Origin of the sequence: Cohnella rhizoplanae (assembly GCF_948329515.1) — a bacterium.
GTDB lineage: Bacteria > Bacillota > Bacilli > Paenibacillales > Paenibacillaceae > Cohnella > Cohnella rhizoplanae.
The window spans coordinates 1-23,970 of the sequence record NZ_CAOJCN010000014.1; the positions used below are offsets into that span (position 1 = coordinate 1).

The 23,970-nt window shown below is 62.4% G+C and carries 13 protein-coding genes; 4 read left to right on the plus strand and 9 right to left on the minus strand.

What is annotated here, in order from left to right; all coding sequences use genetic code 11:
• Positions 1-58 precede the first annotated feature (58 nt).
• Positions 59-1,087 carry a dienelactone hydrolase family protein gene (locus PQG80_RS19360; protein WP_271753132.1) on the plus strand — a complete coding sequence of 343 codons (1,029 nt, stop codon included), beginning with the start codon at positions 59-61 and terminating at the stop codon, positions 1,085-1,087.
• A gap of 111 nt (positions 1,088-1,198) precedes the next feature.
• On the opposite strand, the gene PQG80_RS19365 is transcribed toward PQG80_RS19360, so the two are convergent.
• From PQG80_RS19365 to PQG80_RS19395, 7 genes are all read right to left on the minus strand, one after another.
• Complete coding sequence (locus PQG80_RS19365; RefSeq protein WP_271753134.1) at positions 1,199-4,663, minus strand: fibronectin type III domain-containing protein; 3,465 nt, start codon at positions 4,661-4,663, stop codon at positions 1,199-1,201.
• Between the two features lie 93 nt (positions 4,664-4,756).
• A complete protein-coding gene (locus tag PQG80_RS19370; RefSeq protein WP_271753136.1) occupies positions 4,757-9,592 on the minus strand; it encodes an S-layer homology domain-containing protein in 4,836 nt (1,611 codons plus the stop codon).
• 172 nt (positions 9,593-9,764) lie between these two features.
• Complete coding sequence (locus PQG80_RS19375; protein ID WP_271753137.1) at positions 9,765-11,330, minus strand: ABC transporter substrate-binding protein; 1,566 nt, start codon at positions 11,328-11,330, stop codon at positions 9,765-9,767.
• A 54-nt stretch (positions 11,331-11,384) separates the two neighbouring features.
• A complete protein-coding gene (locus PQG80_RS19380; RefSeq protein ID WP_271753265.1) occupies positions 11,385-12,254 on the minus strand; it encodes a carbohydrate ABC transporter permease in 870 nt (289 codons plus the stop codon).
• A 70-nt stretch (positions 12,255-12,324) separates the two neighbouring features.
• On the minus strand, positions 12,325-13,254 hold the full coding sequence (locus PQG80_RS19385; RefSeq protein ID WP_271753138.1) for an ABC transporter permease: 930 nt from the start codon (positions 13,252-13,254) through the stop codon (positions 12,325-12,327).
• A 478-nt stretch (positions 13,255-13,732) separates the two neighbouring features.
• A complete protein-coding gene (locus PQG80_RS19390) occupies positions 13,733-16,078 on the minus strand; it encodes an AraC family transcriptional regulator (RefSeq protein WP_271753139.1) in 2,346 nt (781 codons plus the stop codon).
• Between the two features lie 28 nt (positions 16,079-16,106).
• Positions 16,107-16,982: a helix-turn-helix transcriptional regulator gene (locus PQG80_RS19395; RefSeq protein ID WP_271753140.1), complete on the minus strand. Its 876-nt coding sequence runs from the start codon at positions 16,980-16,982 to the stop codon at positions 16,107-16,109.
• Positions 16,983-17,093: 111 nt separating this feature from the next.
• On the opposite strand from PQG80_RS19395, the gene PQG80_RS19400 reads away from it, so the two are divergent.
• Together PQG80_RS19400 and PQG80_RS19405 are read left to right on the plus strand one after the other, a co-directional pair.
• Entirely contained in the window at positions 17,094-19,409 is a 2,316-nt protein-coding gene (locus PQG80_RS19400) for an alpha-galactosidase (protein ID WP_271753141.1), read from the plus strand.
• 1,039 nt (positions 19,410-20,448) lie between these two features.
• A complete protein-coding gene (locus PQG80_RS19405; RefSeq protein WP_271753142.1) occupies positions 20,449-20,853 on the plus strand; it encodes a VOC family protein in 405 nt (134 codons plus the stop codon).
• A 195-nt stretch (positions 20,854-21,048) separates the two neighbouring features.
• Here the strand turns inward: PQG80_RS19405 and PQG80_RS19410 are convergent, their stop codons facing one another.
• Together PQG80_RS19410 and PQG80_RS19415 are read right to left on the minus strand one after the other, a co-directional pair.
• Positions 21,049-21,885 carry a sugar phosphate isomerase/epimerase family protein gene (locus tag PQG80_RS19410; protein WP_271753143.1) on the minus strand — a complete coding sequence of 279 codons (837 nt, stop codon included), beginning with the start codon at positions 21,883-21,885 and terminating at the stop codon, positions 21,049-21,051.
• Positions 21,886-22,636: 751 nt separating this feature from the next.
• Entirely contained in the window at positions 22,637-23,503 is an 867-nt protein-coding gene (locus PQG80_RS19415; protein WP_271753144.1) for an SDR family NAD(P)-dependent oxidoreductase, read from the minus strand.
• Positions 23,504-23,584: 81 nt separating this feature from the next.
• Between PQG80_RS19415 and PQG80_RS19420 the strand changes: the two genes are divergently transcribed.
• Positions 23,585-23,962 carry a MerR family transcriptional regulator gene (locus PQG80_RS19420; protein WP_271753145.1) on the plus strand — a complete coding sequence of 126 codons (378 nt, stop codon included), beginning with the start codon at positions 23,585-23,587 and terminating at the stop codon, positions 23,960-23,962.
• Positions 23,963-23,970 lie beyond the last annotated feature (8 nt).

Here is a 23,970-nt window from a genome sequence, read left to right on the forward strand (position 1 = left end):
ATATATAGTATTATATGGTACATACTATCATTTGATGATTGAATCGGAGGCTATGAACATGTGGAATCCCGACAGGCATCTCGAGTCGCTCTATCAAACCAACGCCCCCCGCTTCGCCTTCGACGCGAGCGACGCGGCCCCGTTGACGCAGTGGCAGGACGCGCTCCGCGGCAAGCTCGCCGAGCTGCTCGGCGGCCTCGACGAGGAGCCCGCCCCGACGGACCCTGTCGTGCTCGAGGAGACGAGCTGCGACGGCTATATCCGGCTGCGCATCGAATATACGGTCGAGGAAGGACTGCGCGCGCCTGCGTACGTGCTGATTCCAGAGGCGCGCCCCGCCCCGCTCCCGGCGGTCGTCGCTTGTCACGGCCACGGCTACGGCAGCCGCGAGATCGTCGGTCTGCCGCCCGATGGGCATCCGCAGCCCGACGGTCCCGGCTATCAGAAAAACTTCGCCGTCGAGCTGGCGCGACGCGGCTTCCTCGTGATCGCGCCCGAGATCCTCGGCTTCGGCGAAACACGGCTGGCAGAGCATAGCGACGCGCCGCCTAACAAGGATTCGTGCCACCGCATTTCCACTTATCTGATGATGCTCGGCAGAACCACGCTCGGGATGCGCGTCAAGCAGGTCATGCGCGCGATCGATTACCTGCAATCCCGCGGAGACGTGAACATGAACCGGGTCGGCTGCATGGGCATATCCGGCGGCGGCACGCTCACCGTCTTCACGGCCGCGCTGGATCCTCGGATCAACGCCGCGGTCGTCAGCGGATACGCCAATACGTTCCACGACAGCATCCTCGCCATGCACCATTGCCTCTGCAACTTCGTGCCGCATCTGCTCGAGTACGCGGAGATGCCCGACATCATCGGCCTCCTGGCGCCCCGTCCGCTCTTGATCGAGTCGGGGGCGGACGACCCTATCTATCCGATCGGGGCAGCCGACCGGGCTTACGAGCGGGTGAAGCTCGTCTATGAAGTCGCAGGCGCAGCCGACCGGCTGGATCGGGACACCTTCGATGGCGGGCATGAGATATCCGGCATGAAGGCATATCCTTGGCTGGTCCGGCATTTGCAGGGACTCTGAGTCCCGTTTGGCCATAGAAGCGCCGGGACTAGGGTCCCGGCGCTTTTTTTGCCGCGGCTCGCATGGCGCGCCTGTCTCGTCAGGCCGAGCGCCAGCCGTCAACGCGCATCGTCAAGGCACGACCGTCACGTCGCTGAATGTCGAGGCGTTCAACACCGCGTCGTCCTTGCTCACGACGGCGAGCCCTACGTAAATATCCGTTCCCATCGTCACCGTTGCCGTCAGGAACGTCGTCCAGGTCGTGCCGTCGGCCGAGATCAGACCGCTGAGCGAATTACCCGTACGCGTCAGCTTCACCCAATACGGCGCTGCCGGAGCCGTTGAACCGCCTGACGTGGCAGTCGTCCCGCCGGTGGACAGACGCTTGATCACCTTGGCGCCGGACGTCGGCGACAGGGCTACGGTCATCTCACGGGAGTTGGCGTCCAGCGACTCGCGCATCATGACGCCCGCACGCGCGCCCGTGTTCGTATTGTCCATGGAGACGACCTTGGCTACGATCGATCCGTCGCCGGACATCGGCTGATAGACGAAGCGGAAGGCATCCGCCGTGCCGCCGATATCGGCGCCGGAGCCGTTAACCGTGTACACGCCGCCGGAATAGGTGGCGCTGCCGGCCACGCCGACGCTGCCGATGTCCTGCGTCAGCCACGGGCTCGGCAGGCTCGAAGGCGCCGGCGCATTGGTGGTGACGCTGAGCGCGCTGCTGGCCGCGGAGACGTTGCCGGCGGCGTCGCGCGCCTTGACCGTGAAGCTGTACGCCGTGCTCGCGGTCAGCCCCGTCGCCGTGTAGGTCGTGGCACCGGCGGTCGAGCCGGCGAGCGATCCGCCGCGGTAAATATCGTAGGCGGTGACGGCGACGTTGTCTGTGGAGGCCGTCCAGCTCAGGGATACGGACGTATCCGTCTTGGACGGCGACGTTAGGCCGGTCGGCGCGGACGGCGCGGTCGTGTCCGAAGCGCCGGCGCTCGTCGTGACGTTGAGCGTATTGCTCGGAGAAGAGACGTTGCCTGCCGCGTCTCTCGCCTTGACCGTGAAGCTGTACGCGGTGCTGGCCGTCAGGCCGGTCACGGTGAAGGTCGTAGCGGTCGTTGTCGTGCCGACCAACGAGCCGCTGCGGTACACGTCGTAGTTCGTGACGCCTACGTTATCGGTCGCCCCCGTCCAGCTCAGGGTTACGGTCGTCGCCGTCTTCGAAGGCGCGTTCAGTCCGGTCGGGTTCGTCGGCGGCGTAATATCAGCAGCGGCAAGCGACTTTTGTAGACCGATATCGTCCACGTACGCGGATCCGGTGCCGCCGGTCTTACTAACATAGATCGTAGCCGAGGTACTGCTCGCACCGGTCGTGAACGAAACCGTGTTGTTCAGCCAAGCCGAGCCCGTGCCGGTAATCGCAGCGGAGACGTCGGTGCCGCCGAAGCCGGTTGCGCCGATCGTTACGACCTCGGAAGCGGACGACAGCTTCGCCCAAGCCTTAAGCGTATAGCTGGTGTTCGGCGCCAGTCCCGTGATCGTCTGCTCCACGCCGCCGCCGTTGCCCTGGATGCGGGCGGCGTAGTATTGGCTGCGGGAGTTGCGGGTTTCCGACTGCCAGGCATTGTCGTTGTTCACCGTCTTGGTTGCCGAGCCGGTAAGCGTCCAATTGGCGAAGTCGCCCGTCTCGAAGCCGCCGTTGACGACGCGGTTCATAAACGGCGTGTTGACCGCGGAGAATGAGGCGGTCGGCGGGGTCGCGAAATTATGTCCGGCCGTCCACGGCGCCGCGCCGTATTCGTAAGCGCCTGCGTCCGGCGCGCTGCCGACATAGCCGTCGTTGATGCCCGGGATCGAGACGCCGTAGTCGATCGCCGGGGACGTCGATTGCAGCTGGAAGTTCGAGGCCGACGTGTTGACGAACAGCGGGTTCACGGAAGACAGGATGTTGCTGCCCGCGCTCGCGGTCGCCTGAAGCTGCAGCGGGTCGCGGAAGATGTTGTCGTAGTATTGGCTGCCGTACATATCGGTCGGGAAAGCCGCTCCCCAGTTTTTGAGGCCGCCGTTGCTGAAGCCCGTGTTGTTGTAGAAAAGGATGTAGTTGCTGGGCGTATTGATGCGGAAGCCGTCGCCCGGGATATTCCATACCACGTTGTGGTGGATTACGAAGTTGTTGGTGCTGTTATCCAGATACAGGCCGTCCGCATACCCGATCGTCTTGTTGTCGTGGAGCAGGTTGTGGTCGATCTCCGTGTTCTGGCCGTCCGTGTTCTGCACGTACAGGAGACCCAGATCCTTGGTCAGCCAGCCGCCATTGTAGAAGTTGTTATGGTCGATACGGCTCTTGCTGATGCCCGTCAGCGTGATGACGTCGCGGCCGGCGTCGTGGGCGGTGTTGTAGCTGATCAGCTGCCCCGTCCCGGTCGCCTGTATCAGGCCGTGCGTCGTTCCGTTGCCCTGGTAATTGCCGTCGTGCAGGTAGTTGTTGACGACCTTGTTGTTGCTGCCTCTGACGTTGACGAGCGCGGCCGAGCTGTAGGCGAATTCGGAGTCGCGCACCTCGTTGTCGTGGCCTTTGATGAGCACGCCGTAGTTGGACTGGTACGTATAAGCGAGATCCCAGTCGGTCAGGTCGGAGTGCGACAGGTACGCGCCCTTCAGCCCCTGCAGCAGCAGGTGATGCGAAGTGTCGTCGGTCGTAATCGTCGAGGCGAAAACCTGCAGCCCCTTCAGCTGCACGTATGATCGGCCCGACAGATCGAAGGCCAGGTCCCGCTTCTTGGCCTCGACCGTCAGCGTGTTCGGGTTGACGTTGCCCGGCGCCCGAAGGTACAGCCGCGCGTTCGCCGTGTCATACCACCACTCCTTCGGCGTGTCGAGCGCGCCCTTGATGCCCGACAGGAAATAGGTGTTCCCTGCCTTGATGTCGTAGTTCGCGCTTACGTACGTGCTGAAAGGCGTGACGGTCAGCTTGTGTGTCGCCGCCTCGAAATCCGTCACGCGCGTCGTCTTCGCCTGCCAGCCCGCCCCGCTGGCGCTCCATATTGTAGCGCCGTTCCAGAAGTCGTCGCCGCCAGGAATGGCCGTATCGACGATCTCCGTGCGGGTCGTGCTCGAAGCGGCCGTCGACAGCGTCGGCTGGAACAGCGTGCCCGTGTTGTTCGGCCAGCGCGCTTCGGTCATCATCTCGCCGCCGGCGAAGATCTGGTTCTTGTCCGCCAGATCCCAGTTCATCGGCGCGTAGTAGATCGAGCCGGATTCGAGCGTCCAGCCGGTCACGGGCTCGGTTCCGCTAATGATGGCCTGCTCGGTGCCGTAGTTCTGGAAGACGATCGGGCTGCCGCTGCTGCCCGAATGCGGCACGATGACCGTCTCGCGGTACGTACCGGCACGAACCTGGCACACATCGCCCGCCACCGCGACGTCCGCGCAGTGCTGGATCGTCTTGAACGGCTGGCTGACCGTGCCCGGGTTCGCGTCGCTGCCCGTCGTCGCTACGATATAGGTCGTGCCCGCTGTCGCCAGTCCCGGCACCGCAGGGATCGCCGCCAGCACCACCGTTAAGCCAAGCAATGCCTTCGACATTCTAAAGCTTTTGCTCATTATTTCTACATCCTCTCGTTTGGATTGGTTCTGCCCGGCCTCCGCCGAAGCAGGGCAGAACCGCTAACGGTCAAGGCATGCTGCCAAAAAGCATCAAGCGTCCAGCAAATGAATCAGGCGAAGCACGATCACGGCGCTCTCCGCGCGGGTCGCCGTCTTGACCGGCGCGAACTCGGTCGGCGATTGGCCTGCGATAAGCTTCAGGCCGTATGCGGCTCCGACCGCATCCTGCGCCCAGGAAGGCGCGTCTGCCAGGTCGGCGAACGGCGTCGGCGAAGCTCCGCCGGCCGCTGCGCCATTGCCTGCGCCACTGCCATTGACCTGGCCTTGATCTTGATCTTGGCCTTGGTCTTGACTTTGGCCTTGATCTTGGCCTTGGCCTTGATCTTGGCCTTGGCCCAGCCCGTAGGCTCTTACGATCATCCCAGCCATCTCCTGCCGCGAGATTGGCGCGCCCGGCGCGAACGTTCCGCCGGCCGTCCCCTGCGTCAGCCCGGCCTGTCTCGCCGCGGCGACGGCGCCGGCATACCATGCGGACGCGTCCACGTCTGCGAAGCCGGGCGGCGTGCCGTCGTCGGCGAGCCCGAGGGCCCTCACCAGCAGCGCGGCGAACTCGGCCCTGGTGACCGCAGCGTTCGGTGCATAGCGGTCCGCGCCGATGCCGCCGACGGCCTGTCTAGCTGCGAGTTCGCGGACGGCGTCGTAGCTCCAGTGGGATGCAGGCACGTCCACATACGTCTTCTTGTAGGTCAGCGGCACAAACGTGCCGAAGCCGGACAGGCTCGCCGTCAGCAGGCCGTCTTCGACCTTGCCGCCCGCGAAGGTCAGCCCGCCGCTATCGCCCGCGGCGTACAGATAAGTCAGCCTGCCGTCGGCCTGCGGATCGATCCGCAGCGCGATCCGCGCCTGCTGCGGGAACGCGGCCAGGCCGTGCGCCTTGCCCTCCGCGTCCAGCGCCGCCAGCGCCAGGACGAACCCGTCGCCGGCCGAGGTCACATTCGCGCCGGCACCATCCCCCGCCTGGGAGGCCAGCTCCTGCGCGGCTGTCCGGTCTAGCCCTGCCGCCGAGAACAGGATCCGGCCCTGCGACCGAGCCGCCTCGGGCAGCAGCCCGGCGAGCGCCGCCAGCGTACGCGGCGGCAGCGTCACTTTCAGCTCAGCCGAGCGGATCACGATCGGCCGGTCCCCTAGCAGCTGCGCCGCGTCGACTGGCAGCGACAGCTCCCTGGCCCCGTCCGTCCAGTCCACGACGGCCCGCTCGCTTGAAACCAGCTGCCGCAGGGCGTCCGGTCCTAGCACGATCCGGCCGGCCGGGGTCGAGGTCGGGATCGGGGTCGAGGTCGGCACCTCTACCATGGGAGTCGGGGTTGGCGACCCGGTTGGCGTTGCTGTCGGCGACGTGGTCGGCGATGTGGTCGGCGACGTGGTCGGCGGCGGCGTTGGCGACGTGGTCGGCGATGTGGTCGGCGACGCGGACGGCGTCGGTCCCGCTGCTACGTTCAAGACGTACTGACCGCTGACCGCTCCGTAGGTCGCCGTGATGACCGACGTCCCCGCCTCCAGCGCGGCGACCTTCCCGCTGCCGTCGATCGTAGCGACGGCCGGATCGCTGCTGCCGAATACCAGCGGCAGCGTCATCGGCATCGCGTCCCCGTTGCCATAGACGGCGCGCACGACCGCGGTCGCTTCGTCGCCGGCGCGCATCGCGTTCAATCCGCCGACCGCCAGGCTCGCGATATTGGCCGGGCCGGATGGCGGTGCGCTCAGCCTGATGCTGTTGTCCGTGTCGATGAGTCCGAAGTAGCCCGGTCCCGTCAGCGCGTCCGCGCTGGCGTCGACGACGTCGAAGACGTCATGTCCGTCCACCCTGAGCACCAGGCGCACGCCCGCAGCCGTGTTGATCGCGCCGAACGCTACCTGGTGCGGCACGCCGTAGCCGAAGTAGGCGTTCGGATAGGCGGTCGCCGGGGAGACGAACGTGCTTGCGCCGTTTTTGAACCGCTGCAGCTCGATATAAGCAGGCTTCACGACGGCGATGTAGGTCGAGCCGTTGATGCCCTGATCCGCCCGCTGGTCGCGGATGAGGAAGGACGGCCAGCCGCCCGTATTGTTGATCGTTGCCTCAAAGTGCAGCAGCTCGTTCATAAACGACCTCGCCTGGTACGTCGCGAAGCCGGTCGGACCGCTGGACGGCGTGCGGATCGTGATGCTGTCCGCGTCGCTCGCGATATTCGTCCGGATCGAATTGATATACCAGGCGCCAGGTTCCCGAATCTCGCGCGAGAGCGTATAATCCGGAGCAACGCCGTCAGCCCAAACGTTCAGCTGATAGATCGCCTCCAGCGCATTCCCTCGATAGCTGCCCCGGACCGTCAGCGCCGCGGAGCCGGCCGCGAGCGCCTGCAGCTGGCCGTCGGCTGCGACCGCGGCCACGGCGGGATTGCCGGACTCGTAATGCACGTCGTCCAGCTTCGCCGCATTGCCGAACATGGACAGTGCCTCGGCCTGCAGCATTTCCGTGCCGCCGGCCTTGACGTACAGCACCTTGCCCGGATGATTCGCGAGCGCCAGCGTCGGCGGCGACGCCGGCTCGCCGACCGCGTTGAGCGTCACGCCGAGGTCGTCGACGTAGACAGTTCCCGTTCCGCCCGTTTTGCGCACATAGACGGTTGCGGTCGTAGCTTCGGGGCCCGTCGTGAACTCGACCGTCCGGTAGAGCCAGGCGCCGCTCCCGCCGCCGACCGCGAGCTCGTACGGACCGTCGCCGTAATCCTTCACGCCGAGGACGACCGCGTCGTCCGCCGACGGGCGCTTCACCCATCCCTTGAGCGTATAGGTCGCATTGGGCAGCAGCCCGGAGATCGTCTGCGACAGGCCGTCTCCCGCCGCGGCGAGCGTCGCCGCGTAGAGCTGGTTCCGCGCGTTCTTGGCCTCCGACTGCCAGGCGCTGTCCTTGATCGTCGACTTGGCGCCCGCGCCCGACTGGGTCCAGCCCGACAGGTCGCCCGTCTCGAAGCCGCCGTTCGCGACGCGGTTCATATAAGGCGTATCCACGATGGACACTGCTGCGGTCGGCGGGCTCGCGAAATCGTGCCCGGCCTTCCACGGCGCCGCGCCGTACTCATAGGCGCCCGCATCCGGCGCGGTGCCGACATAGCCGTCGTTGATGCCCGGTACGGCGACGCCTGCGTCGATCGCGGGCGAGCCCGACTGCAGCCGGAAGTCCGCGCCGGCCGGGTCGACGAACAGCGGATCGACGCCAGGGAGCAAGTTGGCGCCCGCCGCGGCATTCGCCTGCAGGGAGACCGGATCGCGGAAGATATTGTTGAAGATCCGGTCGCCGTACATATCCGTATTGAAGCCGGCGCCCCAGTTCGTCAGCCCGCCTTTGCCGTAACCCGTATTGTGATAGAAGAGGTTGTAGTTGCTAGGCGTATTCAGCTGGAACGCATAATCGTGAATGCCCCAGACGACATTGTGGTGGATGACGAAGTTGCTCGTGTTGTTGTCCAGATACAGCCCTTCGCCCGCGCCTGTCGACTTGTTGTCGTGGAGCAGGTTGTGGTCGATCTCCGTGTTCTGGCCGTCCGTATTCTGCACGTACAGAAGGCCCAGATCCTTGGTCAGCCAGCCGCCGTTATAAAAGTCGTTGTGGTCGATCCTGCTCTTGCTGATGCCCGAGAGCGTGATGACGTCGCGGCCGGCGTCGTGCGCGGTATTGTAGCTGATCAGCTGCCCCGTCCCGGTCGCCTGGATCAGGCCGTGCGTCGTCCCGTTGCCCTGGTAATTACCGTCGTGCAAGTTGTTATTGACGACTTTGTTATTGCTGCCTTTGACGTTGACGAGCGCGCCCGAGCTGTAGGCGAACGTGGAGTCGCGCACCTCGTTGTCATGTCCTTGGATCAGGACGCCGTAGTCGGATTGGTACGTATAAGCGAGATCCCAGTCCGTCAGGTCGGAGTGTGACAAGTACTTGCCGTCCAACCCCTGCAGCAGCAGATGATGCGAGCTGTCGTCGGTCTTGATCGTCGAGGCGAAAATATGCAGCCCCTCGACCTGCACGTACGAGCGGCCCGACAGGTCGAACGCCAGCTCCCGCTTCTTGGCCTCGACCGTCAACGTGCCCGGATCGACGTTGCCCGGCGCCTGAAGGTACAGCCGCGCGTTGGCGGTGTCGTACCACCATTCCTTCGGCGTGTCGAGCGCTCCCTTGATGCCCGACAAAAAGTACGCGTTGCCTGCCTTGATGTCGTAGTTGGCGCTCGCGTACGTACTGAACGGCGTGACGGTCAGCTTGTGCGTCGCCGCGTCGTAGTCCGTCACCCGCGTCGTCTTGGCCTGCCAGCCGGCTCCGCTCGCGCTCCAGACCGTGGCGCCGTTCCAGAAGTCGTCCCCGCCTGGGACGGCCGCATCGACGATCTGCGTACGGATCGTGCCGGAAGCGGCCGCCGCCAGCGTCGGCTGGAACAGCGTGCCGGCGTTGTTCGGCCAGCGCGCCTCGGTCATCATCTCGCCGCCGGCGAAGACCTGATTCTTGTCCGCCAGGTCCCAGCTCATCGCCGCGTAGTAGATGGACCCGGACTCGAGCGTCCAGCCGGCGATCGGCTCGGCGCCGCTTACGACCGCGGCCTCGCCGTCGTAGCCGCGGAACACGATCGGGCTGCCGCTCTCGCCCGAATGCGGCACGACGACCGTCTCGCGGTACGTACCTCCGCGAATCTGGCAGATATCGCCGGCGACTGCGACATTGGCGCAGTTCTGAATCGTCCGGAACGGCTGGGCGAGCGTGCCCGCCGCCGCGTCGTCGCCCGCCGTCGACACGTAGTACGTCATGCCTGCGGCGGAAGCGGTGCCGGGTCCGACTTGCCAGGCCGATGCCGCGATCGTAATCGCAAGCATGATTCTTGAAAAATATGAAAGCCCTTTCAAATGAGCTTGCACCTCCGTTTTTAGAATCGGGAGTCCCCCGTCTTGCCTGCCGCTTCATAAAAAGGGCTCTGCAGGGAAACGAGTGCGCTTCGATGCAGAGCCCTTGCCTTTTCCTTGCCTTGTTTGCATAGCTATTACTTTCTATTGCCAATCTCCTTGCTCAATCAATCCATTACTTGCCCTGCGCCGCTCTCCATTCGTCCAGCTGCTTCTGCACCTCGGCGATGATCTTGTCTGCGCCCGCTTCCTTCAGCTTGGCCTGGAACTCGGCGAGGTTGTCGTCCGGCGCGATCGTGCCCGTGTTCAGACCCGGCGCGTACTCGCTGCTCACGGCGTTGACGTTGGCGATCTCCGCGCTGACCGGATCGGTCTTGAACTTGAAGCCCATGATCGGCGACGGCTTGGCTTCTTCGTTCGACTTTTTCGTGAGCTCGGCCACGTTCGGATCCTTGCCTTCGATCGTATAGCCGTTGAACACGTTGCCGAGGCTCCAGTCCGCCATCGCGTAGCCGCTGTCCGGGATTAGCTTGATCGAGCCGTCCGCGTTTTTCGTATAGTGCTTGCCTTCTATGCCGAATGCCAGCAGGTTGAACAGGTCCTTGTCGGTGTTGACGAGGTTCAGGAACATCATCGCGCGCTCCGGATTTTCCGAGTTGGCGCTGATCGCCTGCATCGTCGTGATGATCGTGTTCGTGCCGGTGTATGCGTCGGTCAGCGGGACGTAGACCATGTCCTTGCCGCCGTTTTTCACCTTGGCCTCGATCTCGCCGCCCGGCTTGAGCACGTTGTCGTAGCCGAAGATCGCCTTGCCCGCCTTCTGCATGTCCGTCTTGGACTTGAGCGTGGCCGCGTCCTGATTGATATAGCCCTTCTGGTACCAGTCGCGCACCGTATCGTAGTAATCGCGCAGCTCGGGCGTCTCGTAGATGTTGACGACCTTGGCCGGATCGTTCAGATTGATGTAGGCGATGCCCGAGATGACCTCCAGATTGTACGTCCGCGCCAGGTTGCCGAAGTTGCCGTCGCGGTTCATCGCGTAGACGTACTCGGCGTTCTCGCCTTTCTTGACCGTCTCCATGAGCTTACCGAGATCGGAGAACTTCTTCAGCGTCGACGTGTCGAGCTTATATTTGTCGATGTATTCCTTCTGGATCACGAAGCCTTCCTTGTTGATGACCGTCTGATAGTTCGGCACGGCGTAGATCTTGCCGTCTATCTTGGTCGCGTCCCATACGTAGTCCGGCATGCTCTTGACCACGTCCGGCGCATACTGGTTCAACAGATCGTCGAGCGGCAGGAAGGCGCCCTTGCTCTGGTTCTGCACGTAGTCGAAGTTCCAGTTGGCCGTCCACATGAGATCGAGCTTCTCGCCGGAGGCGATGACCGTGTTCATCTTCTGGTTGTAATCGCCGGAGCCGACGACCATCAGCTTCACGGTCGCATTGATCTTCTCCTTGGCGATCTTGTTGACCGCGTCCTGCACGGCCGGCAGATCGGCCGGCACCGAGGACTCGCTCAGATACCAGACGAGCTCGACCGGCTTCAGATCCGCAGACGCGCTGGCGGAGCCGCTTGCAGGGCTGCTCGCCGTTGCGCCGGCGCTGCCGCTGGACGGAGCGGACGATGCGGCTGACGGCGAAGCGTTGTTGTTGCCGTTGTTGCCGCCGCAGGCGCTGAGCAGCACGGCGATTCCCGCCGCAGCCGCCGTCAGTTTAAGACCGTTTCTTTTTCTAAGCATGAAAAGTGACCTCCTCTTGAATGTATGTATGGAACGCTATGCGTTCATCATACGCTAGCTCTTGACCGAACCGACAGTCAGTCCCGCGACAAAATATCGCTGGAAAAACGGAAATACGAGCATCATCGGTCCGGCGGCCAGGACGGCCATGGCCATCCTCGCGGATAAATTCGGGAACGCGGACAGGTCGATGGCGACATTGACGCGATCTATGTTGTTGATCAGGAATTCCATCGTGTTCATGATCCGGTACAGCAGCAGCTGCAGCGGCACGAGGTTCGGCGCGTCGATGAACAGCAAGCCGAGCCACCAGTCGTTCCAGTAGACGAAGGCGATGAACAGGCCGACGGTGGCAAGCGCCGGCGTCGACAGCGGCAGCACCATCGAGAAAAAAATGCGCCATTCGCTCGAGCCGTCGATCTTGGCCGACTCGAACACCTCATGCGGCAGTTTCTCGAGAAATCCCTTCATGATGAGCACGTAGAACGGATTCAGCAGGTAGGGGATGATGAGTGCCCAAATCGTGTCCTTCAGGTGCAGATACTGCGTCACGAGAATGTAGAAAGGCACGAGCCCGCCGCTGAACAGCATCGTGAAAAATACGTACAGCGTCGTGATCCGGCGGTACCGATAGTCCCTGCGCGAGATCGAAAAGGCGATCATGGCGGTCAGCAGCAGGCCGACGATCGTCCCGACGACGGTGACGGTCACCGTGACGCCGTAAGCGCGCAGCATCTGCCCTGGACTTTTCAGAATGACCTCGTATGCGAGCCAATCGATTTTTTTCGGAAACAGATGATAGCCCGAAGCCAGCAGCGACTGCTCGTCGGTGATCGAGATCGAGACGACGAGGAGCAGCGGGACGAGGACGACGATCGACAGCAGGATAAAAAACAGGTTGATGACGACTTGCTCGACCGGCATCCTTCTTCGGCGTGGAGCCGCCGTCCGTACGGCGTTCGCGCGTTCGATGTTGGCGTTCATAGGCAGCTCCTTACCATAAGGCGTTGTCTGAATTGATTTTTTTGGTGATCCAGTTGGCCGACAGCACCAGCACGAATCCGACGACGGATTGATACAGGCCGACCGCGGTGGACATCCCCACGTCGCCGAGCACCCGCAAGGAGCGGTACACGTACGTATCGATGACGTCGGTCGTGGCGTAGAGGAAGCCGACATCGTTCGGGACGAAGTAGAACAGCCCGAAATCCGCGCGGAAGATGCCGCCGACCGCTACGATGAACAGAATAATGATCAGCGGCGTGAGCAGCGGGACCGTGATCCGGGAGACCATCTGCAGCTTGGAGGCGCCGTCGATCTTCGCGGCTTCATAATAGCTCGAGTCGATGCCCAGAATGCCCGCATAATAGATCAGCGCGGAGAAGCCGACCGACTTCCACAGATAGACGGCGACGAGGATAAACGGCCATAGCTGCGGGTCCTGGTACCACTTCACGGGGTCGAAGCCCATGGATCCGAGCAGCCCGTTCAGGAACCCGCTCTTCTGGTCCAGGAAGCCTAGCGTCACGTAGCTGATGACGACCCAGGACAAGAAGTAAGGCAGGAACAGTACGGTCTGGTACGCCTTGAGCCAGTGCCTCCCGATCTCGTTCATCAGGATCGCCAAGCCGACGGCGATGACCGTGCCGAGCACGATGAAGACGCCATTATACAAAATGGTGTTGCGCGTAATCCGGAAGGCGTAGTCGGATTTGAAAAAGAAGTCGAAATTTTTGAACCCCACCCAGTCGCTTCCCAGCAAGCCCTTCGCGTAATTGTACTTTTTGAAGGCGATGACGAGCCCGATCAGCGGCAGATAGTTGAAGATAAGCTTGAACAGAAGCGCGGGGAGCGATATCAGGAACAGCTCCCGATTCCGCCGCATATGCTTCCATTCCCGTCTGATCCAGCCCATCGGTTGCATGGCTACTCTCCTCTCCGGCAAGTGTCTTGTGCCTGACTCCACTATCCGCCGGACCGCCCCCGGCGCGCTACTGCAAAGTTCAACGGCGCACTGCGGATTTGGGACTGAGATATTGTGCTGTCCTGTAAAATCGTGCGTACGAGCGCCGCAAACCCTTGCTGCGCCTGGATTCTCGGTGAAAACAGCCGCTCGTCCACCCCTTGCGACTGGCTCGCGCCGTTCTTCTCCGCCTCCTCCCGGCGGAGCGGACGCGACGCGTTCGGCTCGCCGGGCACGCCAGCAATGCCGCGCTTCGCGATCTGCAGGCGGCCATATGTATGGCGGGGAGAGCCGGCAAAAACGCATGAAAAACCGTCAGGGAGGATCGCCCTGACGGTTCTTTTTAGATTCGGAGATTTCGGAAACCTATTGGCCGTAATAAATCCAAATCTAAAGCACATTTGCATTTATTCATCGAGCGTCGCCGAAGACGGAAGCGCTACCGCGGATGCCGATGCGTCAGCCTGTATTCGTTCGGCGTTACGCCGGTCCGTTTCTTGAACAGCTTAAAAAAGTAACTCTCGTTGGAGAAACCGGTCCTGCCGATGATCTCGACGATGCTGTCGTCGGTCTGCTCGAGCAGGGCGGCCGCGTGGCCGAGACGCACCTCGTTGATATGGTCCGCGACGGATACCGAGGTCTTGCTCCGGTAATAACGGCCGAGGTAGCCCGAGGACATCTTGAGCGCGTCCGCGATCGACTGCAGGCTCAGGTTCGCATCGGTGTAGTTCTGCTCGACCATCTCCTTGACGGCCCCGATGAGAAATTCGGGCTTGTCCGGCTTGCCCGCTCCTCGCCCGGCGTTCAGCTCGTCCAGCAGCCGCTCGATCCGCAGCCTGACATCCGCGAGCGTCTCCTGCTCCAGCACCTGCCGGGTAGAGCCTCTCAGGTCCAGCGCAGGCGGCTGCACCATGTTCTGATTCATTTCCCGGATCGTCTGGTTGATCAGCATCATCAGCTGCATGATCGCCTCGTCGATGGCATCGCTGTGCATCGACGCCACCCGGTCGATCGCTTCGCCCAGCCGCTGCCGCATCAACGGAGCGTTGCCTGCGCGGATGCTGTCCGCCAGCTTGCGGAACCACTCGTCAGGCGGCTGCTCCGCGGCGCCCGCGCCCGCCTGGCGCGCATAATCGCGCGGCGTAATCACGGACGCCCGGCCCGCGATCATCCGGTAGCGCGCGTGCCGCTGCGCCAGCAGGTAGTGCCGGGTCATCCGGCGCGCATCCTGGATCGGCTCGCTGAGCACCGCCGTCAACGACAGATGGTAGTAGTCCGCGACGGTCTCCTGCAGCGTCCCGAGCTGCCTGACGATCAGCGCTTCCGTCTCCTCGGGCTTCGCGTCCGCGCCTTCCGGGAGCCGGATCAGCAGCACCGACCGGTCGTTTTCCATATCGACGGTCTGCGTCCGGAATTCCCCGCCGAGCAGCTCGCCCGCGATGTTGCCGATCGCGAACTTGCAGAGCTTGCGTTCCTCCTCGGTCCGCTCCGCGCGGAACGCCGCATAGTCGTCGATCAGCAGCAGCACGAACATGAACGTGCCGTCGGCCAGCCACTTGCCGCCTGCCGCATAGCGCTCGATCTGCTCGCGTCCGATCGCCTCGCTGTCCGTCACCCATTGCTTGAGCAGGTAATCGTACAGCACCTGACCGTTCGAGCTGGTCATCAGCTCCAGGCGGGTCATATGGTCGCGGATATTCGCGTAGACGTCGGACAGGAAGTTCAGCTCGTCCTTGTCCTTGCCCCCGAGCTCGGCGCTGCGTCCCGGCATCAGCTTCAGCTGGCTCACGAGCTTGCCCATCGGCTTGTACAGGCGCAGCGAGAAGATCAGCGAGACGACGAAGGAGATCACGACGAGCGCGGCCAGCGCGATCAGCGCGAAGCGGCCGATCTGATTGATCTTGCCGAACACCCGGTCGTAGGGTTGCACGCTCACGACCTTCCACCGGTTCACCTTCGACGTCGAATACGTGACGATCTGCTTGCCCGCACCGCTGCCCGAGATGAAGTAGCCCGCCTCGTCCGAGCGTCCGCGCAGCTTTTCCACAAGCTCCCCATGATCCTGCGCCGCGGCGAAGGAAGGCACCGATGCGTCGTAGATGCGGCCAGCGCCGTCCATCAGGAATACGCTGCCCAGCGAGTTGTCCGCCAGCTCGTTGAGCGTGCGGATATTATCGAACAGCCACTCCGGCTTGATCTCGATCATCAGGACGCTCTCCGTGCTCTTGTAGCCGCCGACGGCGTTGTACATCATGTAGGCGAATACGTCGTGGTCGCGGCCGTCCTCCCGGTCGACGAACGGCAGGAAGGTCAGCCTGGGCACCTCCGCCTGACGGCGCAAGTACGCCTGCAGGTCGCTCTCTCCATCATCGCCGCAGACGACCGGCGCGGTCGCCGAGTTCGAGTATGTGCAGCGGTTGTGGGCGTTGTAGATGGAGACGGAGCGCACGAACAGGTTGGACGAGACGATCTGGTCCAGCTTGTTCAGCTTGTTGTACAGCTGGAATATATCGCTCTGGCTCGTATTCATCAGCGACACGAGATCGCGGTCGTTAAACGCGGAGATCGTCAGCGCCTTGGCCATCTCGTTGAGGTTGTCGATGTTGTAGTTGACCTGCTTGAGCACCTTGCGGTTCGCGTCCTGCTGCAGCGACAGCGTCGCGTTGCGGGAGTATACGTACACGATCGTGCAGAAAAACAGCAAAAACAACACGACGAGCCAAATGTTCGTCGCGACGATGCGCCAGAAAAAGCGGCGTGAACGGTACTCTCGCAGGATGCTCAAGGGCGGTATCTCCTCTGTTCGGCGGATATCACTTGATGAGTCGCAAAAAACCGTGTACCTTGTCTTCCTCGGCCTCGCGGAACGCGGTCGGCTGCATGCCGGTCACCTTCAGGAACACCTTGCCGAAGTAGCCGACGCTGGGATAGCCGCAGCGCGCCGCGATATCCTTGACCGGCAGTCCGCTCTGCCGCAGCAGTTCGGCCGCCTTCTCCATGCGCCGGTTGCGCAGATACTCGATCGGCGTCATCCCCGCGTTGCGCGCGAACATCTTGCAGACATGCGTCCGGGTCATCCCGGCGACGTCCGCCAGCCGATCGAGCGTCAGATCCTCCGCATAGTGGCCGTCCATATAATCGGCGACCCGGCGGTACGGCTCGGGCAGCGCGGCGAGCGAGGGCTGCTTGCGCCCGGCGCAGTAACGCTGCAGCGACGCCATCCACTCGTAGATGCGCTGCGATACCTCGTAGCGGTCCTTCAGCCGGTCCGTTGAAGCGTCCGCATACAGGGATTCGAGCAGCAGCATCGGCTCGGCATCCGGCGCGAGCTCGAGCACCGGGCCGAGGCGGTCCATCCATTCCTTCCAGGCGCCGCCCATGCCCTTGCTCTCGAACCGGATCCAGCGGTAGCTCCACGTCTCCGCGCGGGAGGCGTCGAACCGGTATTCGTGGTCGCCGGGGATGCCGATCAGGAATGCATGATGTCTCGGGACGGCGTACGTCTGCCCCCCGATCCTGAGCAGTCCCTCGCCCCGCACCGTGTACTGGAAGACCATGCCGCCGCCTGTCCGCTCCAGCCCGTGCCACCGGTACTCCTCGTCCGCCGTCTCGCCCTCTCCGACCGAGCTTAGCAGGAATAGCGGCTCCGCCGTCTCTTCTAAATAATGAAAGGTATAAGCGTTCTGCATAATATATTACCATCCATCGAGGAATATTTACGATTTATATTAGCATTACGGCCTGATATTCTCCATAGTAAAGATAAATATTTTACCATTCGATCCGGAAGGAGCGTTCATATGGAGGCTGGCATGAATCTCGAGGCGAGCATGAATGGGGAAGCGGGCGCGGAATGGGAGACTGGCATTGAAAATACGATCCATCGTTGGGCCGACTGCTACATCTCCGTCGCGGGAGACCGGATCATCGCTGGCAACGACCGCCTTGAGCGCGTCTGGTCGACGGCAGGCGGCTGGCCGGAGAGCCTGTCGCTGCTGGACAAGGCGCGGGGCGAGGAATGGCTGGCGGCGGTTGGAGAGGCTGCATTAGGCGACGCTGGGATTGGCGGGGCTGGGGTGAGAAGCGCTGAGACGGGCAACGCGATGTTGGATGAAGCCGGGATGATCGGCGCGGCCGCTGGACGCCTGACAGCAATCCGCGTCGATTGCCGGGAGGACGGCGACTGCGGACTCTCGCGCCCGCATCTGCGCGCGGACGCCGATATGCGGCTCCCCGGGGACGGACGAATTCTGCGCCTAAGCTTGTGGCTGTATCCGCAGGCGTCGTTCATGCGGCAGCAATATACATTGCTGGCGGCTAAGAGCGAGGCAGCGTCCGAGCTTTCTTTGAAGGCTCTCCCCTCCCCGGCTCAGTCGGACGAGTCGCCGCTTGCCGTTGCCGCCCCTCCTTCCATTGCCGTCATCGCGCTGGACGCCAACAATCGCGAGGCCGCGAACCTTGGCGCGCTGCCTTGCATCGAACGATTCGCGCTGCGCGAGCTCCATACGCGGTGGGAGAGCGTGCGCCTCAGCGACCGTACGGATACGACCAACAACCTGGTCGCGCGGGAGCGAGGCCTGTTGTTCGTCAACGAGCGCAGGGCATTGCGGGGCAACGCGCTGCTGCTTGGCGGCACGCTGCGTTCTTGCGGTCTGCTCCTCCTGAAGGAAGGGCCTGCGCACGCGGCGCGGCCGGACGAACCGGACGACGATTATCGCTTCGTGGGCCTCCGCCTCGAGTCGCTCGATGCGCACTGGGATTTGGCGGGTGCGGGAGAAGCCGTCGGATGCGCGCTGATGGTCGGCGTCCATGACGGGACCGAGTACGGCGCGTATTCGCTGCTTCACGCCTACCATCGGGCGGTACGGGTATTTCGGCCGGAGCTGGACGCGTACGTCATGAGCAACACCTGGGGGGACCGGTCCAAGGACAGCCGCGTCACCGACGCCTTCATCGCCGGGGAGCTGCGTGCGGCGGCGGCGCTCGGCATCGACATCTGCCAGATCGACGACGGCTGGCAAAATGGCGTGACGGTCAACTCCGTGCTCGCGAAATCCAGCGGCGACGGGCGCTGGGGCGATTACTACAGCGGCGGTGGCGACTTCTGGAGCGTGCATCCCGAGCGCTTTCCCCAAGGATTCGGTCCGACGGTTGCGCTGGCCGCGCGTCTCGGCGTCCGGCTCGGACTCTGGTATTCGCCCGACGCGACGGACGATTACGCCCTTTGGCGGCGCGATGCCCGGACGCTGCTGGAGCTGCACGGATCTTACGGAATTAACCACTTCAAGCTCGATGGCATCGATCTCGGCTCGTCGACCGGCAAGCGCAGGTTGCTGCAGCTGATGCGCACAGTCGTCACGGAGTCGCTCGGCGCGGTCCGCTTCAATCTGGACATGACGGCGCAGCGTCGGCTCGGTTACTACGCAGACGGGCCTTTCGGAAGCCTTTTTCTCGAAAACCGCTACACGGACTGGCGCAACTATTATCCGCACTGGACGCTTCGCAACCTGTGGAGCCTAGCGCCCTACGTGCCGGTGCAGAGCCTGCAAGCCGAATTCCTCAACGTAAACCGCAACCGCGAGCTTTATGGAGACGATCCGCTGTCGCCTTATGCCTGTGGGCAGGCTTATACCTTCGGCGTGACCGCCTTCGCAAGTCCGCTCGCCTGGATGGAGCTGTCGAGCCTTGACGAGGTGCAGGCTTCGCTGCTCTCCTCGCTGCTGCACGCCTTACGGCCTCATCGCGCAGAGATCGCGAGCGGCCATATCCTGCCGCTGGGCGACGAGCCGTCCGGCACGGGCTGGACCGGATTGCAGAGCATTGCGGCGCATGCAAATGCAGCGGCGAATGCGGACGCCGCTGCGGATCCGGCAGCCGAATCCGGTTATCTGCTCATCGTCCGGGAACGGAGTGCCGCCCCCGCCAAGACTTACCGGCTGTGGGGGCGAACTGCCGGTGAGCTCCGCATCCACACGGTGGCGCGCCTGCGCGAGCGGGACATCATGGACGCTGGGTCGAAACAAGAATTCGGCATCCAGGCGGACGATCGCGGCGAGTTCACATTCACGCTGCCCGCACCGCTGACTTTCGCCATTTACAAATATGAGAAAAACTGAATTGCCAAAGGACGCCCGCGTATCAGGTAAACCTGTCGTTTGAGTTGGCCTTTTTCTTATGGCGTATTTATTCCATTTACTGGATCCACTGAGTGAGTGACTCTCTCTTTGTGCGTTTTAACGATATCCCCCTCAATCAGGAAAACCCGTCAGGTGCGGCGCAGCAAAGATCTAGGGGTAAGAAGCGGCCTAGCGGATGACAGGCTGGCATGCATCCAAAGCGGATGTGAGCGGTGAGTCGGCTGTTCTGATGGAGGGCGGACTGGGGAAAGGCGGGTCAGATGGAGGGCGGGTCAGACGGAAGGCATTTCTGACGGAAATCGGTTCTGACGGAAATCGGTTCTGACGCAAGGCGGTTCTGACGGAAATCGGTTCTGACGCAAGGCGGTTCTGGCGCAAGACGGCTCTGCGAAGGCGATCCTGAATAAAGGGGATATCGTTAAAACGGGAAAAAACGATGCATGACAAGCGGTAATAAATCGGAGTTCGCCTGTCCTATTCGCGCATTGCGTCCAGCACCGCACGTAAGACCGCGCCTAAGTCTGCACGGCACTCGCCACCTCCCGTGCCCGGGCCGTAGACATCCAGCTCGTTAATCGTCCAATGCCAGAAGCCGTCATTCCCGGTTTGGGTAATCTCGATATACCGGGCATCTTGCGGTTCCCGGCTGATTCGGAGCAACTGCGCGCTTACCGCGCTGTCGTTGCCGGCGTCCAGCGCTCTCCGTCCGTGGACAGCTCCACTTGGTAGCCGCGTGCATAATCGAACGCTGCGTTCGCGCTGCGTCCAGCCAAACGCCGTTCGTGCGGTTCGATTTGCCCATGTCGAGCTGGTACCGCTCCCCGCCGACTCGTCCAGCCGCGGTCGACCTCTGCCGCTGCCGAATTTGACGACGCGCAGCCCCTCATCGCTCCCTCCTATGGTTTTTATCATACGCTGCTGACATATTGTTGTCAGTAGTGTTTTTGTATAGTCGAAGCTAATAATCGTAAAGGAGTTGGAGATAAATGAGGCGTATTTTATGGGAGGATGGTAGCTCGTGAATTTAGTTTCTGTACGCGTCATTACCGACGACGTAGATCGTCTCGTGGAGTTCTATGAGAAAATCATGGGTGTCTCGGCTGAACGCCCCGCGCCCGTCTTTGCCGAACTCGTTACGCCATCGTGCACTCTGGCGATCGGCCACTCCCAGACAGTGCAGTTGTTCGGCGCTGGTTCCGCGGTGGCGGCCGACAATCACACGGTCATCATCGAGTTCAGCGTCCACGATGTCGATGCCGAATACGAGCGCTTAAAACCGTTTGTGGACGAGTGGGTAAAGGGACCTACCACGATGCCTTGGGGGAACCGCGCCATGCTGTTTCGCGATCCCGACGGCAACCTTGTTAATCTCTTCACGCCGGTGACCGAGGAAGCCATCAAGCGGTTTAGAGGAAGGCATTGACGGACGATCGTGCGCTGTGCCAGCTAGGTGAGCGGCGGCAGCGGTTCCGGCCGATCTGATCCTCTCGATTCGATTCTGCTTGGGATCGTTGAAGTCCCGCCGATTTATCCTTCAACTGTAAACGAATTCACAGAAAATCGGACATCCGGTTCTTTTGAACCGGATGTCCGATTTTTTGGATTTTAGCACCCGCTCTCAGACCTCCGTGCCGACGTCGAACGCTTCGCGCATCGATCGCAGCCCCCGGCTCGCGACCTCGTCGGCCCTCAGCCCGTCGAAGCCGGCGACGAAGAGCTCCAAGGACAGATAGCCCCCGTAGCCGATCCGGTGCAAGAGCTTCGCCGCATCCCGCAGCGGTGCCACGCCCTCGCCCGGGAACACCCGGTCGCCGTCGCCGATCGTCTCCGGGCCGGGCGAGGCCGGGTAGTCGTTGGCATGGCAGATGCCGATCTCCGCACCCGTGAGCTCACCAAGTTCTTCGATCGCGCTCCCGCCCGTGTACATATGAAAAGGGTCGAGCAGCAGCTTGCCGTTCGCGACGCCGCTCCGGCGGAGGATGTCGCGGGCTTCGGCGAGCCCCGAGAGCTTGGGCGCCCTGCCCCAGAACTCGAGGTACGGCTCGACGCCGATGCCGCGCCCCAACTCGACCAGTCGGGCAAACCGCGCGGCAAGCTCGTCCGCGGCGACATTCCCCACCTCGCCGAACGGCGGCGCAGCCACCGCGCCGCAGCCCAGCTTGGCCAGCAGCCGCATCTCCCGATCGGCCTGCGCGAAGGCGGACTCGCGGACCGCCTCGTCCTCGTCTGCCCACTTAAAGAATGCGATCGCGTTCGGAAAGGCGAGGCCGCTCTCGTCGAGGCAAGCCTTCAGCGCGGCAATCGTCCCGCCGCCCGCCAGATAACTCCCAATCTGCGGCACCCACAGTTCGATGCCCGCGTAACCCACCCTCGCCGCGACGGCGATCTGTTCCGGCACTTCGAGCTCGAACGGGAACAGCGTTGACGCGTTCAGCGCCGTTTTAAATGGAAACATCGTGTTATCCCTCCTCCGTATCGCTCGGCCGGCCGCCCATTGCGGAACTTTTCCGCAATTCCCGCATCCCATACGGGTTCCGCCGCCGCCTACTTTCCCCTATCAAAATCTCCCGCTCTCCCGACTGACCGAACGGGCCCTGGGAATCCCGTATATCCGTCACCTTCCAAATCCATTAGTAACACCGGTCAAAACCAAAGTCAACGGCGAAACGGCACGAATGCCAAGATGCTTTTCAAGCGCCTTCATTGCCGGGCTGTAAGGAGGGGCCGCTCAGCTCCACGGCGGACAATGCCGGCAAGACGCGCGGGCCAGATTGAGGAAAAGGGAGAATACGGATGGACGATCGCCAGGTAACAGATCCATGGTCCGCTAACGAGTCTGCCGCTCTTTCACTCTTTCACTCTGCCGCTCCAATCTGGGCTGTAGCCCGCGGTTTGAGCGAGATAAAGGATCTGGTCCGCAACAACCGCAAAATGTGCCTCATACGCCGAAATAACGGATCTACGGTCCGCAGACCGACCAGTATACGAGGAACGTAACAGCTGGCGGGATCTGGTGGGTTGAAGCGATGACGTGGGTGACGCACTGGAGGTTCGAAGCACTGGTGGGGTCGAAACACTGGCGGGGTCGAAGCGCTGGCAGGGGTGGAGCACGGCGGGGTTGAAGCGCTGGCGGGGTGCATGACCGCATAAAGCATCGACCCCGGTTCGCGCGAATAGCGGAACGGGGGTCGATGGCCAAAGTGTGCTCAGTCTGTGTAGACGGTCGATCGGCTTAGCGCCTCGTGCTTCATGTCCGATTCCGCCAGGCGCTTCGCCCCTTCTTGGGCAAGTTGATACGCGGTCGTGCCCAGCAGCAGCCGCACCGGCGGGTCTGTCATCTCCGTCAGCTCCCGCACGACGGCCGCGATCTTGGCCGGATCGCTTAGCTGGCCGACCCGCTCTTCCGGCGTCGCGGCGTTCATGCGCTGCAGATGCGCGGCCACCGCCCCGATGACCGGCCGGTAGGGCTCGCTGATCGGCGGGATCTTCATGGACGAGCCAGCCCAGTCCGTGGCGATGCCGCCGGGCTCGACGGCCGTCACCTTGATGCCCAGCGAGGCGACTTCCTTCGCCAGCACCTCCGCAAATCCGTTGACGGCGAATTTAGCGCTCTGGTAGGCGCCGAGACCCGCTGTCCCGATCCGCCCTCCGACGGAAGAGATATTGATGATGGAGCCTCGCCCCCGTTCGCGCATCCCGGGCAGAACAGCCTTCGTAGTATAGACGACCCCTAAGAAATTCGCGGCTACCTGATCCTGAAAATCCGCGATCTCCATATCTTCGATCGAAGACAAATTCGCGTAGCCCGCATTGTTGACGAGAACGTCGATTTTTCCGAAGCGGCTCACTCCTTGCTCTACTGCGGTCAGCACTTCTCCGTAATTCGTCACATCCAGCTTGAGCGGAAATACGCTGTCTCCGAACTCATCGACCAAGCGACTTAATGCAGCCGGATCGCGCGCGGTCGCGACGACCCGGTCACCGTGCCGCAGCGCTTCTACCGCGATCTCGCGCCCCAAGCCGCGCGAACTGCCGGTAACCATCCATACTTTATCGGATACTTTATCGGACATTCGAATCCACCTCGCTTCGTAGTAAAATGAAGTATACTAAGTTCGAGTTACTCGAAGTCAACCCCAGGAAGGTGCGCGACGATGGCCTATTCCGTTAAAGAAGTAGCCGAGAAGTTTCAGATCTCGCCCCATACGGTTCGTTACTATACGGACCTGGACTTGATCCCGGGCGTGGAGCGCGATCTGAATAACCGCCGCGTGTTCGGGGACGCCGCGCTGGGCTGGCTCAAGACGATCATCGCGTTCAGGACGGCGGGCATGTCGGTGGAATCGATTCAAAATTACCTGGCGTTGTATGAGAAAGGCGATGCGACAATCCCGGAGCGCTATGAATTGTTAGTGGTTCAGCAGCAGGCCGTGGCGGAAAAACTAGAAGAGCTGAGGAAGCAAATGAACGTCATCAATGAGAAGGTCGCCACTTATTATGACCGGATTCACAGGTCATCATCGAGATCATAATAAAGCCG

Bases quoted from the DNA above. Each gene is read 5' to 3' on its own strand.
- PQG80_RS19360 (WP_271753132.1), top strand. From the start codon at position 59: ATGTGGAATCCCGACAGGCATCTCGAGTCGCTCTATCAAACCAACGCC.
- PQG80_RS19365 (WP_271753134.1), bottom strand. From the start codon at position 4,663: ATGAGCAAAAGCTTTAGAATGTCGAAGGCATTGCTTGGCTTAACGGTG.
- PQG80_RS19375 (WP_271753137.1), bottom strand. From the start codon at position 11,330: ATGCTTAGAAAAAGAAACGGTCTTAAACTGACGGCGGCTGCGGCGGGA.
- PQG80_RS19380 (WP_271753265.1), bottom strand. From the start codon at position 12,254: ATGCCGGTCGAGCAAGTCGTCATCAACCTGTTTTTTATCCTGCTGTCG.
- PQG80_RS19385 (WP_271753138.1), bottom strand. From the start codon at position 13,254: ATGCAACCGATGGGCTGGATCAGACGGGAATGGAAGCATATGCGGCGG.
- PQG80_RS19395 (WP_271753140.1), bottom strand. From the start codon at position 16,982: ATGCAGAACGCTTATACCTTTCATTATTTAGAAGAGACGGCGGAGCCG.
- PQG80_RS19400 (WP_271753141.1), top strand. From the start codon at position 17,094: ATGGAGGCTGGCATGAATCTCGAGGCGAGCATGAATGGGGAAGCGGGC.
- PQG80_RS19410 (WP_271753143.1), bottom strand. From the start codon at position 21,885: ATGTTTCCATTTAAAACGGCGCTGAACGCGTCAACGCTGTTCCCGTTC.
- PQG80_RS19415 (WP_271753144.1), bottom strand. From the start codon at position 23,503: ATGTCCGATAAAGTATCCGATAAAGTATGGATGGTTACCGGCAGTTCG.
- PQG80_RS19420 (WP_271753145.1), top strand. From the start codon at position 23,585: ATGGCCTATTCCGTTAAAGAAGTAGCCGAGAAGTTTCAGATCTCGCCC.